Annotated in this window: 12 protein-coding genes; 1 reads left to right on the forward strand and 11 read right to left on the reverse strand. The window is 62.6% G+C overall.

What is annotated here, in order from left to right:
• Window positions 1–3,065 precede the first annotated feature (3,065 nt).
• The 11 genes from IPM84_26095 to IPM84_26145 all read right to left on the reverse strand — a co-directional run bounded on the left by IPM84_26095 (window position 3,066) and on the right by IPM84_26145 (window position 13,518).
• The gene (locus tag IPM84_26095; GenBank protein ID MBK9096162.1) at window positions 3,066–3,626 is read right to left on the reverse strand and encodes a hypothetical protein; all 561 of its coding nucleotides are present in this window, start codon (window positions 3,624–3,626) and stop codon (window positions 3,066–3,068) included.
• Window positions 3,627–3,816: 190 nt separating this feature from the next.
• The gene (locus IPM84_26100; protein MBK9096163.1) at window positions 3,817–4,149 is read right to left on the reverse strand and encodes a hypothetical protein; all 333 of its coding nucleotides are present in this window, start codon (window positions 4,147–4,149) and stop codon (window positions 3,817–3,819) included.
• Window positions 4,150–5,321: 1,172 nt separating this feature from the next.
• The gene (locus IPM84_26105) at window positions 5,322–5,471 is read right to left on the reverse strand and encodes a hypothetical protein (protein MBK9096164.1); all 150 of its coding nucleotides are present in this window, start codon (window positions 5,469–5,471) and stop codon (window positions 5,322–5,324) included.
• 89 nt (window positions 5,472–5,560) lie between these two features.
• A complete protein-coding gene (locus IPM84_26110) occupies window positions 5,561–6,067 on the reverse strand; it encodes a hypothetical protein (protein MBK9096165.1) in 507 nt (168 codons plus the stop codon).
• Window positions 6,064–6,342: a hypothetical protein gene (locus IPM84_26115; GenBank protein MBK9096166.1), complete on the reverse strand. Its 279-nt coding sequence runs from the start codon at window positions 6,340–6,342 to the stop codon at window positions 6,064–6,066. Before IPM84_26115 ends, IPM84_26110 begins: the two co-directional genes overlap by 4 nt.
• An 82-nt stretch (window positions 6,343–6,424) precedes the next feature.
• The gene (locus IPM84_26120; GenBank protein MBK9096167.1) at window positions 6,425–6,760 is read right to left on the reverse strand and encodes a hypothetical protein; all 336 of its coding nucleotides are present in this window, start codon (window positions 6,758–6,760) and stop codon (window positions 6,425–6,427) included.
• Between the two features lie 47 nt (window positions 6,761–6,807).
• Entirely contained in the window at window positions 6,808–7,266 is a 459-nt protein-coding gene (locus IPM84_26125) for a hypothetical protein (GenBank protein MBK9096168.1), read from the reverse strand.
• An 8-nt stretch (window positions 7,267–7,274) separates the two neighbouring features.
• A complete protein-coding gene (locus IPM84_26130; GenBank protein MBK9096169.1) occupies window positions 7,275–8,450 on the reverse strand; it encodes a hypothetical protein in 1,176 nt (391 codons plus the stop codon).
• 94 nt (window positions 8,451–8,544) lie between these two features.
• Window positions 8,545–10,281 carry an RHS repeat protein gene (locus IPM84_26135; GenBank protein MBK9096170.1) on the reverse strand — a complete coding sequence of 579 codons (1,737 nt, stop codon included), beginning with the start codon at window positions 10,279–10,281 and terminating at the stop codon, window positions 8,545–8,547.
• A complete protein-coding gene (locus tag IPM84_26140; protein MBK9096171.1) occupies window positions 10,190–10,516 on the reverse strand; it encodes a hypothetical protein in 327 nt (108 codons plus the stop codon). Before IPM84_26140 ends, IPM84_26135 begins: the two co-directional genes overlap by 92 nt.
• On the reverse strand, window positions 10,513–13,518 hold the full coding sequence (locus tag IPM84_26145; protein MBK9096172.1) for a DUF11 domain-containing protein: 3,006 nt from the start codon (window positions 13,516–13,518) through the stop codon (window positions 10,513–10,515). Before IPM84_26145 ends, IPM84_26140 begins: the two co-directional genes overlap by 4 nt.
• Before the next feature lie 709 nt (window positions 13,519–14,227).
• Between IPM84_26145 and IPM84_26150 the strand changes: the two genes are divergently transcribed.
• Window positions 14,228–16,402 carry a ScyD/ScyE family protein gene (locus IPM84_26150; protein ID MBK9096173.1) on the forward strand — a complete coding sequence of 725 codons (2,175 nt, stop codon included), beginning with the start codon at window positions 14,228–14,230 and terminating at the stop codon, window positions 16,400–16,402.
• The last annotated feature ends 128 nt before the right edge of the window (window positions 16,403–16,530 follow it).

Here is a 16,530-nt window from a genome sequence, read left to right on the forward strand (position 1 = left end):
AGGAGTTAGTAGATCAACATAGCCACCTCGAAGCGGTTACAGTTCTGCGGCATGTACGGATCGTGCAGCCACATCACCCTTGCGTGACAGATCGTCAAGTGTTGCGGAATGGTCGGCGGTCTGCATGCGGATGAACCATGCTGGCTCATCGAGACGGACGCAGGCGTCCCGGCAGCTTGTGCCAGTAAAGCCTGGTGTCGTGCGCGGTTGAGTGACAGCGTGAACTTCCCGCCGATAACTTTGGGCCGACCTCCCCTCCCGTACACGTGACAATTCTTGCGCCAACTCGCCATAACGGTGCGAACCCTCATGCAGCTGAGGAAACGCACCATGTCCCAGTCACACTCACTCAGCCCTGCAGTCCACCCTTTCACCCCAACAACCTCCTCCACTGCTCCATATCAGGAGTCAGGATGTTCGGCCGAGTTCGCCTCACCCCTGCAGAGGCAGGCTGTGCTTGATTCTGGCACGCATCCTTGTCAAGGTCACAGAGCGGAGGCCAGCCATGACCAGCCCGACTCAAGATCTCAACCCGGCCATCTGGCTCGTCGGGTGCCAGGTCTACATCTGCCAGTCCACTCCCGGTCAGGCTGCAGCACTTTGGAGAGCCGTGGACTCTGCAATACCAACTCGCCCAACGTTGTCAGTCAGCCTGGTTGGCCCGTGAGCAGGTGCAGACGCTGACGATGACCTGGGCAATCCGGCATCTCCAGCGCCGAGTGGGACCGGCTTTCAGACGTTGGTTACCGCCGTCGGCCTTCGCCCAGGTTGGCATCATTTGGTCACCGGAACTCTCGCTTCTGGCCCGCAACTGCGCTGACTGGTATAGGCTTCGATCTGGCCTCTCTGCCACTCTTGATCTCCGATTCCGCTGGAATCTACGACCCGTCTGTTCGATGACCGTCTGGCTGTTCGGCCTCAAGGGCACTTCGCCGAAGCCTGCGGGACAACATGCGCACCCACCTGACCTGCCGCCACTTCAACAAAGCCAGACGCGGCGAACCTTGCCTTACGTCTGCCGGGGGGTATGATCGGCTTGCAGATGGCCGAGTCGTGCTGACCGCCGACCGCCAGGTGCAGGACGCCATCCGCCTGGTCTTTGCGCTCTTCGCCACTCGGGCAGTGGCAACGCATCCTGCACTACCGCCACGACCACCAACCGACCCTGCCGTACCTGACATCTGATGAGTTAGTGGCGGCTGGTGGCGTGTCAGGGCCGATTTTACCGAACTATCTATCAGATATTGAAACGTCCCATCTATGCTGGCGTCTATGCCTATGGTCGTACGCAGGGTCAACACCTGCCGGGCAGCCAGGGGCAAAGCGCGCCTGGCAGCGATTGCCGCAGGAAAAATGGATTGTGCTCAAACCCGACGCCCACGAGGGCTACACCACCCGGGCTGAGTGCCTGAGAACCAAACAACTGGCCGAAAATCGTCAGTTCGCGCCCGCGGGCCAGCGCCGACCGGCGCGGGAAGGGGCGGCCCTCGCGTAAGGCATCGCCTTGTGCGCTCGCTGTGGCTGCCCGCTGCACCTGCGCATTCCCGCAACAACGATTCATGTCTGCGAGGCGCTCAGCCAAGCCCTGGCCCAGCCCTCGCTGCCAACGTTTCGGCGTGACGTACGGGGATGTCGCCGTTGGCGAGCTTCCGTTAGCCGCCGTGCAACCGGCTCGCTAACTCGAATTACATTGCGGCCAGCCAACGGCGCCGAGGCTGAACGTCAGCAGTTACAGCGCCATTGGCTTTGGCTGCCTGGAACACGCCTGCTACGAGGCCACCTCGCCCGTTTGCGCTACGAACAGGTGAACTGGTGTCAACCGCCTGGTCGCCGCCGAGTTGGAACGACGGTGGGAAGAATAAACTTCGTCGCCGTTCGACAGCCGAGCGGGCCTGACTGTACCACAAGCCGCAGCTTCGGCCACTCAGCAGCGCTGAACAGGCACAAATCCGCCGTCTGGCCAGCAAGATTCAGTTTGCCCTCTGGCATGCCCTGACTAAGGCAACGAACGGCGACCGCTAACGCTCGTTGCGCTCCGTCATCAAAAACCGTGACCTCGACAGTTTCCGTAGTCAGGTTGGCTTTACCGCATCCAGGTGTTGTGGCAGACCGGCGCCGCCACCAGAGGTGACAGTCCCACGCCCGCGTCCTGCTGGTTTCCATCGCCCCAATGTCGGCGCTGGCTCGGCTACGGGAGCTTGCTGCGACGGAGCTGGGACTATCGGATCGCCGAAATCCTGAACGCCGAAGGGCGGCAGACGGCGACGCATCACGCCCGACGAAAGAAACGTGCGTCAGACGCGCATCGGGCATCGCATCCTCACTGCAGTGGTCTCCCGCCGCCAGGCAACCCGGCCTGCGCGTGAGATGGGTTACTCGGCAGCGGAGGCGGCGCAACAACTCAACGTCTCGCTTGGCACGATCTCAGTATCAGATCGCTGCGGCCGACTGGTGGGTGAACAGCGTCAACCCATGCCCCGCTCTGGGTGCGCTCTGACAGAGGGCGGATCACCACTGCCAGCGGCGCCACAAGCTTCCGGACCTCCCAGATTTGATCCTCGAGGCCGACGCACCGTCCGCCTTGGGCCTCAGTCCTGAGCATTCGCCAGCGGCAGGCGGGTACTCCTGCTCGCCTATCGCATCTGGCGCACGTCTGGCGCTGGTACATCCAGCGGCCACCCCAACCCATCCCCCAATCCTACACTCACTTGAGGTGCATTATGCTGGACGTCAGTGTTGATTCCCCGACGTAGCTGTACCGATTCAGATTTTGCGGATCTTCCGGCCGGGGAACGATCGTATCATCACAATGCCCTCCTAACCTTGCAATTAGTATCACGCCTGATCTTGCAGGGGGACATCAATGCTGGATCATCCTGAATCCAGCACTGCTGTGTCCGTGGGTCGCGGGTCACGTATTCGGCTTCGATCTGACCGGTATGCAGCCGGCGGTAGACCCATAGCCTGACGCCCAGGCGTTGCGCCACGGGACGGTATGATATCCTCGCTAATGACCGGTCGAGGACCGGTTCGGCCGAGCCACCTGTATGCATGCCGAATCGTCGTCACGGCATCCTCCGCCACATCGCTGCGCCGTTGGAGTGGAAGCCCTCCTGACCCAGTTGCGCCGCAATCTGGGTGTCGTCCAGGCCCTGCGCATGCAATGCGCCCACTCGTTCCACCATCGCCGCATAGCCGTTGACGGTCGTTTGTACGCCGACCGGCGTCTGCACCTCGGGCCGGTGTAGTGGCCGGAGAGCCACACGATGCGCATATGCACCCGGTCGGCTATGTCTCGTCTCAGGATCACCCGTTCGACCAGGTTGCGCAGCAGGGTTTTGCGCTGTGCAGGTGTGCAACCTTCCCATACTGCGGGCAGGTGCGCCGAGAGGGGGCAAATTGCTCACGCAGCTCAGCGTGATCTTCTGCGGCGCACTGGTTGCGTTCACGCCGCGCTGCGCCGTTTCCTCGACGTTGCGTAACTGGCGTAGCTTTTCCTCCCAGCGCTGCTCCAGTTCGCCCGCCACCAGCCGGTTCTCCGGTTCGACCTGGCTGTACTGCCGCTGCGCCCGCTGCGCTTCGTACCGGCTTGCTTTGACCTGTGCGGCCCATTGCGCCGTCAGCATTGTTCCTGTTCTGTGCGCGAGCCGCTAATACCTCTTGCCAGTACGTCGAGGTTGGCTGGCGCAGGGCCGCAAAGAAGGCTTGTGTGACCGCCGCGGCCCACCTTGGGCCCGTGAATCGTGGGACAGGCCGCCATGCCGTACCGGCGCCGCATGTTCTGGCACGGGTAGTGGTGATAACCTCTTTTGTACATCACTTGACGATGGTAGCCGCAGTGTCCGCACACCGCCAGTCCTTGCAGCAAACCAGGCCCTTCCCGTGCTGCGCCCACTGCGAGATCTGCACCTGCCGGTGCGCCGTCCATTCTGACCAACTGCGCCTGGTCTGCTTCGTACTGCGCCCACGTAATGTAGGCCGGGTAGACGTCGCACACAATGGCGATCCATTCCTCTTGCGGCCGACGCCCCCGCACGGCTGGCGGTCGCCCCGGCGTGTGGCGCCTTCGCCCATACACACAAACGCACCTGCATAGGCCGGATTGCGCACGATCTCGTAGATCGCCGTGTCTGTTGGTGGCTTCCACACGATCTCTCCAGCACTGCTCCATGCAGCTGGCGACGCGGTAGCAGCAGTTCTGCGCGCCGCAGGTAGTGCAACACCTGCCCGCAACTCCCCACCCGGCGAATTTTGCCAGCACCAACTCGATGCTCCCGCGCACCCGCCTGTCCGGGTCTTTTCTCCACCCGCCCGTCGGCGGCCCGTCCTGTCCCGCCGGCAACACCTGGCGGTACGCTCCCCGTTCCACTTGCCGCAGCCGTCCTCTTCCAATCGTTGTTTCCAGAATGTGGAGTTCTGCCTCACCATTGTCCCCTCCAGTCCCAACAAGAGCCGGTCGTTGAACTGCTGCGGATGGTAGACGCCGTCGTGGTCGGCAATCAGCGTGTCGCATACAGCCGCCAAGTCAAGCAATGATACCAGTCTCCGTTGTTCCGCGCAAGGCGCGATACTTTGTAGCCGATGATGATGCCGACTTGCCCCATGCTGACTTCCGTCACCAGGCCGCTGGAATCCGCTCCGACTTGCGCTTGTCGCTGCCTGAGCGCCCTTGATCTTCGTCTATCACCTCGATGCGCTCTGCCGACCACCCTCAACCCAATCGCCCGCCCCACCATCTGCCGTTGGTTGACCTGGTTCTCCGGGTTGCGTACCACTTGCGGGAGCGTGATTGCCGAATATAGACGTAAGCCATCCGGTTGCTGGCGCTTCCGCTCACTTTGCCGGGACCCTTCACGCTGGCTCATCGCACCGCCCCTCGTCCAGCCGCTCCCGGCAGACCTATGCCACGATCCGACGCACGCGCTCCTGTTGCGCCCGTCATACCTCTCACACTGCGCCGGTGCCATCAGACTCGATGGCACCGGCCGCAGTCCCGTCTGCCCTCCTCTCATCTGGGCATCCATCTGCTGCGTCCCTTCTGGCCCGGCGATGATCGCCGTAGTAGTGCCAGCAATTGTCGCACAGAATGCCAGCCGAGGGGACACGAGGTACGTGGTTGCGCCAGGTTGCTCTGGTCGGTCACGCCCACAGGGAGCCAGCGGCGTATGCCAGGGGCCTGTTCGACCTCGAACCAGGTTTGACCGGGTCTTTCGTGGGTCGCGAGCAGCGGCATCGTCCGTCCGCAATAGGTGGGCGGGCCGGTGACGGTAATAACGTCCGCAGAGAAAACAGGTTGTGATGCTTGGGGTGTAGTTTGTTGGTTACAGCACGATCGTATCTGCGGCGAGAAATCGCCCGATGAGCGGGTCGTACCAGCGGGACTGGTAGAAATACAACGCCGTGCCGCTGTCCCATCGCTGTCCGGTGAAGCGGTAGGTCGTCACCTGGTTGTTAGCGTTGTAACGCGCCATGCCAGGGGATAGTAGCGCAGTCGGTCACGCGGTGCCGTTCTGATCCAGCGTGATGGCCGTGGAACCGAGATGATCCGTCAGCAGGTAGTTCACCGCCGCGCTGGTGTTATGGCGCACCGCCACCCGCTGCCCGCCGACGTAGCATTTGCTCTCACGTGAACGTGAGGTTGTCGAACAGCACGTTCAAGTTCATCGGTGCGCAGCGAGACGAAACTGCGCTCTTCACGGCGGTCGTCCGTCCACGCACCCAGGTTGCCGCCATTCCGCCACAGGTCGAAGCGCCCGGTCAACGGATCGTAGCTCACCTTGTAGCTGTGCGTCTGTTCGGCCGCATTCGCCGCAGCGAAACTGACGCGCAGCGTGGCGACGTTGCCAGCGTTCTCGTAGATGCGCACATGCGTCGCATCCTGCCAGATGCGGTAGCTGTTGCCGCGCTGGCTCCCGCTGGCCGCCGAGGCGAACAGGTACAGCCCGGCGCTCGTCCTGCTGGTGTAGGTCGCTGTCCACTCGTAGTTCAGCGCCGCGGTTTGTCCGAAGGCGAGATTAGCGTTGGTGTTGCTGCTCGTCGCTTCTGGCGATAGCCGCCACTCCGTCACCGCCCACGTCCCGCTGCTTGCCGTCCAGCCCTGCGCCTGCCCGTCGTTGAAGTCCTCCAGGTACGCAGCCGCTCGTAGTAGTTGCCAACATAAACGGTCGTGGTGCTGCTGCCGCTCGTCTCCTGACGCGCGCCCCATCCCCCGTCGTAGACGTAGCTGGCGGTTGCCCCGCCGCTCATGCCGGTCAGCCGATTCTCGGCGTCGTAGGTCAACGTGATGTCCTGACCGCCATCGATGCGCCGCGTGGCGTTGCCGTTGGGGTCGCGCCAATCCACCCGGTCTGTGGGCCTCGGGAGGTTGGTGCGCCAGCGTAGCCGCGCGATGGGGACTCCTGCCGTTTTCCGTAGCTGATGGATATCATGGGAAGCGGGCTTGAGACGGACTGCTTGACTGAAAGTACAGAGTGTGTGCGCTAACTTTGGTCTCGCCGTTTCTGTCTCCCCATTCTTCTGGATCACCATACGCTTGATATACAATCGAGAATAGTCCTACCCCGGCATCCTCAGCTTGGCTCATCATCTCAACCGCTTGCTGGTAAACAATGGGAATGCGTTCGTACCAGTAGTCAGGGTTGAGATCCGGGGAGATGTGAGCGTTGGCTGCAGAGACGTTGGGTGGCAGCTCAATCCGTGTCCGCAGATCCTCTTCAAGCATGTGCTGGCCGACTAGCAATCGCTGATGTAATTTCTCCACTTTCTCCACCGGCAGCCAACCACAATAGGTGCTTCGGTCAGGTGCCATCAAATACCAATAGGGTACTGGTTTTCTATAGGAACTACCTCATTCAGGTTAATATTATATGGAACATTGGGTCTTGACAGTAAAACGGTTGGCAATCCTACTAGCACCTTCCATACATCCTCATCGGTCCACTTGAAGCTATGGAGCATGCACGATAGTTTGGGCCAGTCATATCCTAGTTCTACGCAGGGACTCAGAAAGGTAGACAGAATGGTCAGGAACCAATTCCCCCACAGACCACCCTGATATCGTGGGTCGCGATCCCGGCCGAAATCTCCCATTTCGGTTCCCTTATCATGAAGAATCCAGTTTTTAGAACTGCCGACTTTGCGACGAATTTCAGCGACCCGTGCTCGGAGTGGCTCGGGATTGCCAGCATCCAGTTCTGCTGCCAGCGGAGTCGCAGCAGATTGAAAAGCGCGGTAATCAAACAGAAAGGCTGTATGTGCTAAGGACATGGATCACCTCATTCTGCTATCGGACGTCCGTTTCGCCAAATGCGGTCAAACGGTTTACCCCATTTACCTCCTGAAGAGTAAATCGTAGCGTGACCAAATGGCAGCTTAGTATCTTTCAGATAGTCCGGATCGGCCCAACCTCCCCATTGCTTGACATCGCCCACTGTCGTCTCTCGCACCCAATCGCCAGCACCTGGTCCCTCTTTTCTATTGGGGAATTGTTGTTTGGAACCCTGAACAGAGTCAGGGCCACACAGAGATGCAATCTGGCAAGACATACCCGTTTCCCACTGTTTTGTGCGCAAGGTATCAGGGAAGCCTCTAAATGCCCCTGTATCCGGGTCAGGACGACGTGAGAACTGGTACAAGATTTCATCGTCCGGTAGGTCATCCAACCGCTTGACTGCATCAGTGACGTCATCAACATGCGACATCGCCTGAACTGCATCATCAGCGTGCGCTACCGCTTTCAGCGCATCGTCGCCATGCATCAAGGCCCGCACGAGTACGCCGCCCCCTGCGATTACAGGCAAAATCGTGGTGACGCCATCGGCCACCAATGATAGCCCATTTGTCCAATTCAGGCCATTGGTTTTTATGTCGTAGATGTCATAGGCGAGGAACGCGATGTCCAGCGCGGTTTTGAACCAATGGCGGAGGATCGTGTACCTGACAGGGTTATTGGCCGCGTAAGAGTGCCTGTTGAGCGATTGCGGATTTTCCGCCCCCGGCACAATCGTATCCGCGCTCAGGAACCGTCCGACGGCGGGGTCGTACCAGCGGGACTGATAGAAATACAACGCCGTGCCGCTATCCCAGCGTTGACCGGTGAAGCGGTAGGTGGTTACCTGACTGCCCGGATTGTAACGCACCGCGCCGTAGGGATAGTAGCGCAACTCCGTCGTGCGATTGCCGGCGCTGTTCAGCGTCAGCGCCGTGGAGCCGAGATGATCGCCCAACAGATAGTTGATCGTGCTGGCCCCGGTGCGCATCGCGACGCGCGTCGCGCCGGCGTAATAATACTTCTTGACCGTGCCGTTGTCTATTTCGTAAGTGTTGCCCACGAAGACCCGCGTGACGCCGCTGATCGTCTCCTTGACCCGGTTGCCGTCGCCGTCGTACACGTAACTCGCCGTGACGCCCCCGGACATCGCGGTTAATCGGTTCTCGGCATCGTAGGTCAACGTGACATCTTGACTGCCGTTGATGCGCCGGGTGGCGTTGCCGTTGGCGTCATACCAGTACTTCTGATAGCCTGCCGTCGTCCCCCAACATGGGTCACAGCATGCTTGTGTGCGCCATTCTGATAAAGCATTGATTCTGCGTCGTGCTCTCGAAGTGGGTCAGGTTGCCGATGGCGTTGTAGCCGTAGTTCTTCTGGCTGTAACCGCCGTAGCCCGTGGCGCCACTGGCCTGCGCGGTGCTCAGACGGTGCAGCGCATCGTAGCTGAAGCTCTGCGTCTGGGTGGCCGGCGGCGTTGGCGGAGGGCCGTTGTAGGCTGCGATGTCAATGATGCTCAACACGTTGCCGGCGTCATCGTAGGTGTAGCTGATGTTCTGCAGATTGGTGTAGGGGGACGCGTTGCCGGTCTTCAGCGTCACCAGCCGGAAGTTCTCGGCCGCGGTGTAGGTGTAGAGCTGCTGCACCACTCCCGTCGTGCTGCCCAGCCAGCGTTCCGTCGTCTGGCCCAACGCGTTGTAGAGCGTCTCGCCCACATAGTAAGTGCTGCCGTTGCTCTGCACCTGGCGCAGCAACCCCTGGGTGGTGTAGGTGAAATTCACCTGCTCGCCCACCTGGCCCGCGTTGCCGCCAGGATACTTTTGCCACAGCGGCCGGTCGGCTGAGTCATAGCGCCAGGCCGTCACGAAGGCGCCGCCCCCTGTACCGCTGATCACCTGGGTCTCGGTGATCACCCGGCCGCGCAGATCATAGGCCCAGGCGCTGCTGCCCGATGGATCGTTCATGCCCGTGCGTCGGCCCTTGCCCAGGTTGCCGTTCGCCGTGCTGTCGTAGCTGAAGCCGACGGCATAAGCCCCGCTGCACGTCAGGGTGTCCAGGTTGCTGACGCCCGCATGATAGGTCTTGCCCACCAGCCGATTGTGGCCGTCGTAGTAGAAGCAGATCGCCTGGTAGCGCGCATCGCGCTGTTTCACCAGGTTGCCCGCCGCATCGTAGCGATACTGCCACGCGCCCATGTCCGGATCGTTCATGCTCGTCTTGCGGCCCAACAGGTCGTGGGTCAGCGTCGTCTGGTTGCTGGCGTGATCCTGCACCGTCAGCAGCCGGCCGGCCACGTCGTAGCTGTAGCGCGTGCGGTATTCGCTGCCCCAGGTAGGATTGGGCTGGCCGACCGGCCACGAACCGGTGCTCTCCGAGACGCTGCGCAGGTTGCCAAACACATCGGACGCACGGCGCACGAAGCGCCGGTTGGCGTCGATGGTGTAGACCACAGGCCGCGGGGCGCTGAAATCCGGGTCGGCCGGGTTGTATTCGACTGCGTAGCGGGTCTCGGTGGTCGAGCTGTCAGGCTGCGTGACCACCAGCGGCCGGCCCAGCGCATCATAGGTCGTCTGCGTCTTGGCCTGGCCCCAGTCCGGCGGCCGATACGCGCCGCCGGCGGCCGCATAGAAATAGGGGACGTTCTGTTGCTTGACCCCGCCCAACGGGTGATACTGCGTGCTGCCACGATGCTCTGGCTGTCGGACGCGGCCTCCTGCTGCGTCTGGATGACCTGCCCCAGGCCGTCGTAGAATGCCCAATCGTCCAGGTAGGTCACTGTGCCCGATGCGTCGCCGTTCTGATCGTCGCGCAAACTGTGTCTGACCGCCAGCGGCGCAGGGCTGTCGCTGTAGGCGTACTTCTCGGTGACCGGGTTCGCCCACCGCGCCCGGCTTGCGGATTTCGGTCACGCGGCCGAACACGTCATACGTCAGACGGATCGCTGCGCTGTTGGGGTCGGTGCTGCGCTGCAACTGCCCCGCCAACCCGCTGCCGCCCACTTCGGCGCCGGTCACGCCGTAATAGGTGTTGCTCGTCGTCGCGGGTTGCGCCGCCGCCCGCGCCGGGGGTGGTCGTCTGGGTCACCGGGTACGTCTTGAAGGTCGCATCGTACGCTGTGGTCGCCGTCGCGCCGGCCGCGTTGGTCTCGCCGGTGCGGTTGCCGTAGAGATCGTAGCTGTAGAGCGCCGGCCGCGCCCAGTCGGCCTGGTTGGCGCTATCGCAGGTCTTGGCCTGCCACACCTCCTTCAACTGGCCTTTGGTCGGCGGCGTCTGCTGCTGGTTGAAGCCGGTCGTGTCGCATCTGCCGCGCCTGGCTCCTGCGCGCCGCCGCTGTCGCCCGCCCACAGCTTCTCCTGCGCCACCCGGTTGACGATGTAGGCGCTGGCGTCATCTCGCGGGTAGTACCAGCGTTCGGTCGTGCGGTAGGGGGTGGCGTCGGTCGCATTGGCGTACTCCCGGATGTGGGTCACGTTGCCATACTGCTTGCTGCCGCCCTGGTTGGCGATCGCATAGGCGTAACGCGTGACCGCAACCGCACTGCCCTGGGTTTGGGTCACCGCGCTCGTGTAAGGCCAATCCACCCCGCCCACCGTCTGCAACAGCCAGCCGGTGGCCGTACGCGCCAGCTCGCCCCCACCCGGCTGCGTGGTGATGACCAACGTCTCCTTGCCCTTGCGCGGGTCGGGCTTGCCGGCGCTGGCGTTGTATTGATAGCTGTAACTGTGATTGCGCTGCGTCACCGCCTGGCCGGCCGCATCCTTCGCCACTTCCTGCACCGCAGTGTGGCCCAGAAATTCGTAGGTGTCGCGCGGGATCTCGGCGCCGTTGTTGCACCCCACCGGCGTCACGTAGGCATACGCGCCTGTCGGAGCATATTCGGTCGTCGAGAACAGCCCCAGCCCCGACGCCGCGCCGTTGGTGATGACCTGGCTGGTCACCACTTGCCACTGATAGCTGGTGCAGCCGGCGTTGTTGCCCACGAATTCCGGGCTGTAGTTGAACTGCACCGCGCCGCCATAGCCGTTGTTTGCCGTGCGCAGACGCACGCTGTTGCCGCTCCCCTGATAGCCGAAGGTGTAGGCCGGCAGCGCGCTCGCGCCGTTGGAGCCGTACTGCGTGATCGAGGTCAGCAGCGAATGATTGCCCGACCCGGGATCCGTACCGCAGCCCAACGTGGTGCTGTCGTAGGTGTAGCCCAGGTCGTAGCGCCGCACCAGCTGCCAGGCGCCAGCCGCCGTATAGGCCTCGACGAAGACCTGTTTCAGCCGGCCGTCGCCAAACGAGCTGATCTGGTAGGGGTCGCTGTATTTGCAGACGTTCTTGTCATTGCGCGGCTCCCGCACCAGCCGCACCCGCACCGTCGCCGCGCCGTTTTTCGGGGTCAGTGTCAGCGTCTCCGGGTAACTGGCGCGCGTGTACTGCCCCGCATTTCCCGTGCAGCCGTTGCTCACCCCCTTGGTTTCGTGCGCCCAGGCGATGTCCCAACGGTTACCCGCCGGGTCTTCGATGCGCGTCAGACCCCACTGTGTCGCGCGCACGCCGCAGCCCTGGCCCCATCCCGTCCAGAACGCTTCATACGCCGTGCCGCCGCCCACGGCGCCGGCCGGGTTGCCAAACGTGTACTTCATGCCATCCGGTGTGCGCACCGTCCACGGCTGGGTGTTCCAGGCCAGGCCGTCGCTGTGCTCGATTTTCAGAAACCCCTGTGGGTCGGTGGTCAAGACCCCGCCGCTTTGTTTGATCTCGAACGCGCCGCCGCCGAAGCTCAGGTTGTACGGCCCGGTCTTGCCCAGCGGCCGGCTGATGCTGCCGATGCCCGCCAGGTCCCAACCCAGACCCACCCACGACGCCTGCGCCTGGTACGCGCTGTCGGCCACCTGCCCCAGAATGTTGCTGCCCTGACTGTTGTAGGCCAGTCGTAGTCCCACTCCCAGCCCGGCCGGCCCCGCAGGCACGTCCAGGTCGTAGCCCACGCTCGCGGCGCCGCTCCACAGGTCGCTGGTGAACGCCTTCAGGCTGGGCAAGATCGTCACGCCGTAGGTTGGGCCGCTGCTGGCCGCAGCATACACGCCCGTGCTGAACACCGTGGTTGCCAGGCGACCGATCGCCAGCTCGGCCGTGGTCCTCAATGCACGCCAATCCCCCGCCTGCTCATCCCAGGTCAGCAGCCGCAGCTCTTCCAACCCATGCGAGGCTTCCGCTGCCGTTATGCGCACCCTCAGACTGACCGGCTGGCCGAAGTCTCCGTCAGGCGGCGTTGCTTCCAGGGCGAAGACCGCTATCAGACCGTCGGTGGGGGCTGTGGGCAAGCTGCGGTAGCGCAATTGCGTTGGTTGGCGCACCGCGCCCGGTGGTACTTCCACCCGCACCCGCCCATCCGCACTGACCAGCACCCCGCCCTCGCCCGGCGTCAACCACACCTCATCCGGCCCAGGCGTCGGCGTCGGCGTGCATTCCTGGTCCTGACAGGACGGCGGTGTGGCCGTCGGCGTCGGTGTGGCCGTCGGTGTCCAAGTCGCCGTCGGCGTTGGCGTACACTCCTCGTCCTGGCAAGGCGGCGGCTCGATCGTCGGCGTCGGCGTTGGCGTACACTCCTCGTCCTGGCAGGGCGGCGGCTCGGCCGTCGGCGTTGGCGCACAGTCCTCGCCCAGGCAGGGCGCCGCGGTGATCGTGATCGCCGCACTGGCCTGCACCCCCGCGCCCACCTCCTCGCTCACGATGGCGACCGTGTTCGTGATGACCTGCCCGCTGACCGCGCCCAGCGCCTGCGCCTGGAACGTGCCGGTCAGCGTCGCGCCCGCGGCCAGTTGGCCAATGGCCCACTCCAGCCGGCGCTCGGTTTCCAGGTAGCTGAAATCCCCCTCCCCGGCCGGCCAATAGGCCAGCTCCAGCGGCAGGGTATCGCTCACCACCAGCCCGCTCAGGGCGCGGTCGGCCAGGGTGTTGGTGATGACCACCGTGTAGGTGACAACGCCCGCCGGCTCCACCTGTGGCGGCGCCGCGGCCAGCGTCAACTGCACCATCGCAGGCGCGGGCGTCGCATCGGGATCGGAAATAGGATCGAAATTGGGATCAGGGGACATGAATTTAGTAGCGGTATTTATTTGGGGGGGGGCAGCAGCCGCCGCCGTGGAAAAGAGCAGACTGCACACCACCAGCAGATGAACCAACGACGACAGGCGCGGCGCGAGCCGGCCGCGAGCAGAATGTCGAGAAGAGAGAAAAGAGAAAGTAGAAGAGCGGCGTAACATAACCACAGACTCCTTTCGTGCAGCAAACGAAACGGACGGGGTCAGGGACATTTTCCTGACTGCTGAAGGAGGTCGCGGGCGGGAGAGAGAACTCACGCCAGGGACTTCCGAAGGCGGGAGGCGACTCGGAAGGCGGGGGAACAGAGTTGTTGACGAAAACAGCATACCACGGCCGCAGCGATCTGTTAAGAGGCACAATTTGGGCGCAGCAATTCCGAATTGGGCGGACGATTGACCACAAGGAACGCATAGAACACAAAGCAACGGCAGAAGATTCGCAGATTGGCGGCGTCTTTGCGCTCTTTGTGTTCTATGTGGCAAGGAGCCGCCCAGCTTTCTCTGCCACGAATTTCACTAATTTGCACGAATCGAGCTTCTGCCTTCGTGTCAATTCGTGCAATTCGTGGCAAGAATCCGCCCAGCCTTCTCTGCCCGGAAATTTCTATATTCGTTGACAAACCCCGCTGAATGTGCTACAAATGTTACGGGATGCCATCAACACGCCCACCTGGCTGACCTGCCTGGCGGGACCCTGTGCCACTGACTCCCGCGCGTTAGTCAACTCGATCCAGGTCGTACGATCAACAATCCCACACGGCTGCGACCCCAGCCATTTGTTGTTTGTCATCGCAAGGAGGCGCCTCGAGTCACGAGTGTGTGTCTGTCTCTACTCAAGACAATCCAGTTATCAGTTGCGAAAGGTACACGAATGATGAAGAAGCATACATATCGAGCTTTCACTTTCTCCCTGATCTTGACCCTGTTGCTTGTGGCGTTGGCGCCTGTCGCCGGCGCCAGCGCTCCCGCCACACAACCGGTGATCAAACCATCGGTGTGGGGTCACTACCTGGGCGGCGCCGCGGCCCCGCTGCATCCGACCTCTTTCCAGGTGGTTGCCGAGGGCCTGAACAACCCGCGCGGCATGACCTTTGGCCCGGACGGCGGTCTCTATATTGCCGAGGCAGGCGTTGGTGGATCCACGTGCTTCACCTTCCCGGACGGCTCACAGGTCTGTTGGGGCTACACCAGCCAGGTCACGCGCGTGCTCAACGGCCAGCAGACTGTTCTTGGCCCCGCGCTGATCTCATTGTCCACGCCGGACGGAGAAGCAGTAGGCGTGCAGGATGTGGCCTTCGATCCAGGCGGCCATCTCTTCGGTGTCGTAGGCTTGGGCGCTGACCCTGCCCTGCGCGACCCGCTCGGTTTCCTGGGCGCCGATGGCATGAACTTCGGCCAATTGGTGGCGTTCCATGAGGATGGCGGCTGGCAGAATTTCATTGATATTGCCGGCTACGAAGGCGTCGCCAATCCCGACGGCGGCGTGCTCGACAGCAACCCCTACGCGTTGTTCGCGTACGGCGACGGTTTCGTGGTGGCGGATGCCGGCGGCAACGACCTGCTGCACGCCTGGATGACCGGCACGATCTCGACGATGGCCGTTTTCCCGGATGTCATGGTGGAATTCCCGCCCGGCTCCGGCAGCATGATCCCCATGCAGGCCGTGCCCACTTCGGTATCGCAGGGGCCTGACGGCGCTTACTATGTGAGTCAACTGACCGGCTTCCCCTTCCCGGTTGGCGGCGCTAATGTCTATCGCGTGACAGACAGCGGCTTCGACACCTACGCCAGCGGCTTCACCAATATCCTGGACACGGCCTTCGATCCCGAAGGCAATCTGTACGTGGTCGAAATGGCGCATGAGGGTCTGCTGTCGGGCAGCCCGTTTGGCGCCCTCTACCGCGTGGCGCCGGACGGCAGCAAGACCATGATCACCGGCGACCTTTTCCTGCCCACCGGCCTGGCCTATGGCCCGGACGGCGCGCTCTACGTGGCGGAATACGGTGTGGTGCCGGGCATGGGCCGCGTCGTGCGCATCGGCATCACCGACTCGGTGACGGTCGAGCCAGACACGGCCATCGTAGGCGAAACCGTGACCGTCCACGCACACGCAATGAACGACGGTGGTGCTGCGATGGGCGTCATGCACATTGTGCCGATTGACCACAACCTGGTTTCCTATGTGGATGGCAGCGCGTTTGGCGGCGCTTTCCCCATCTCCATCCCGCTGGGCGAGGCGCTGCGCCTGTTCCAGGCGGGCGGTGAGAAAGCCCTACGCGCGGCCAGCGCCACCAGCACGGTGGTAGCCGTGGCCTGGATTGGCGATCAGGCGGCCGGCGAAGAGGTGCATTTTGGCTTCCAGGCGAAGGTGGAACTGGGCGCAGCCGGCGCCGGTGTAACCTTCATGCTCCATTCCTATCAGATGAACACCGAAATCGCTTCGGCCTCCAGCGTCCTCAGCGTCCCGGCGTTGCATGACTACCAGGAAGTGCTGCAGGATGGCGTCAACGGCTACAGCGGTACCAGCGATACCTTCCTCGACGCCTGGATGCCGATGATGCCGTACGGCGCGGATGCCAACTTCTATGTGCGCCAACCCGGCGTCAAGAGCGCGCTGGTACAGTTCGATCTAGCGGGCATCAGCAGCGTGGCGTATGTGTCACAGGCGCAGATCGGCGTGTGGGTTACCTACAGCAGTGGCAATCCGGTGGACATGTCTGCCTACGGCGTGCTCAAGCCCTGGTCAGAGGCCGGCGCCACCTGGATGGAAGCGGACGCCGGAATGGCCTGGGAAACGCCCGGCGCCATGGGGCCAAGCGACCGCAGCAGCACGGCGGCCGACCGGACCTCCGTCGGCGGTTCTGGCCGCTGGGTCTGGTTCGACGTGACGGACCTGGCGCAGATGTGGGTCATGGATCCGACATCGAACCACGGCATCGTCGTCATGGGTGACGGCAGCACCAATGCCGAGCTTGAATTCACCTCGTCCGACTACATCGTGACTTTCGTGCGCCCGCAGATGAAGGTAATCTACCAGGCGCCGTAACGCAACGCTGAATGCAGAGGGCAGAGGACAAGACTTCGATCTCCGATTTTCGATTTCTGTTCTCTGCTCTCTGTTCTCTGTTCTCTGTTCTCTGTTCTCTGTTCAGCATTCAGCTCTGAGCGTTCCTC

This window comes from Candidatus Amarolinea dominans (assembly GCA_016719785.1).
Lineage (GTDB): Bacteria > Chloroflexota > Anaerolineae > SSC4 > Amarolineaceae > Amarolinea > Amarolinea dominans.

Excerpts from the sequence above, each read along its gene's own strand:
- IPM84_26095 (MBK9096162.1), bottom strand. The coding sequence starts at position 3,626 with ATGCTGACGGCGCAATGGGCCGCACAGGTCAAAGCAAGCCGGTACGAA.
- IPM84_26105 (MBK9096164.1), bottom strand. The coding sequence starts at position 5,471 with ATGGCGCGTTACAACGCTAACAACCAGGTGACGACCTACCGCTTCACC.
- IPM84_26125 (MBK9096168.1), bottom strand. The coding sequence starts at position 7,266 with ATGTCCTTAGCACATACAGCCTTTCTGTTTGATTACCGCGCTTTTCAA.
- IPM84_26145 (MBK9096172.1), bottom strand. The coding sequence starts at position 13,518 with ATGTTACGCCGCTCTTCTACTTTCTCTTTTCTCTCTTCTCGACATTCT.
- IPM84_26150 (MBK9096173.1), top strand. The coding sequence starts at position 14,228 with ATGATGAAGAAGCATACATATCGAGCTTTCACTTTCTCCCTGATCTTG.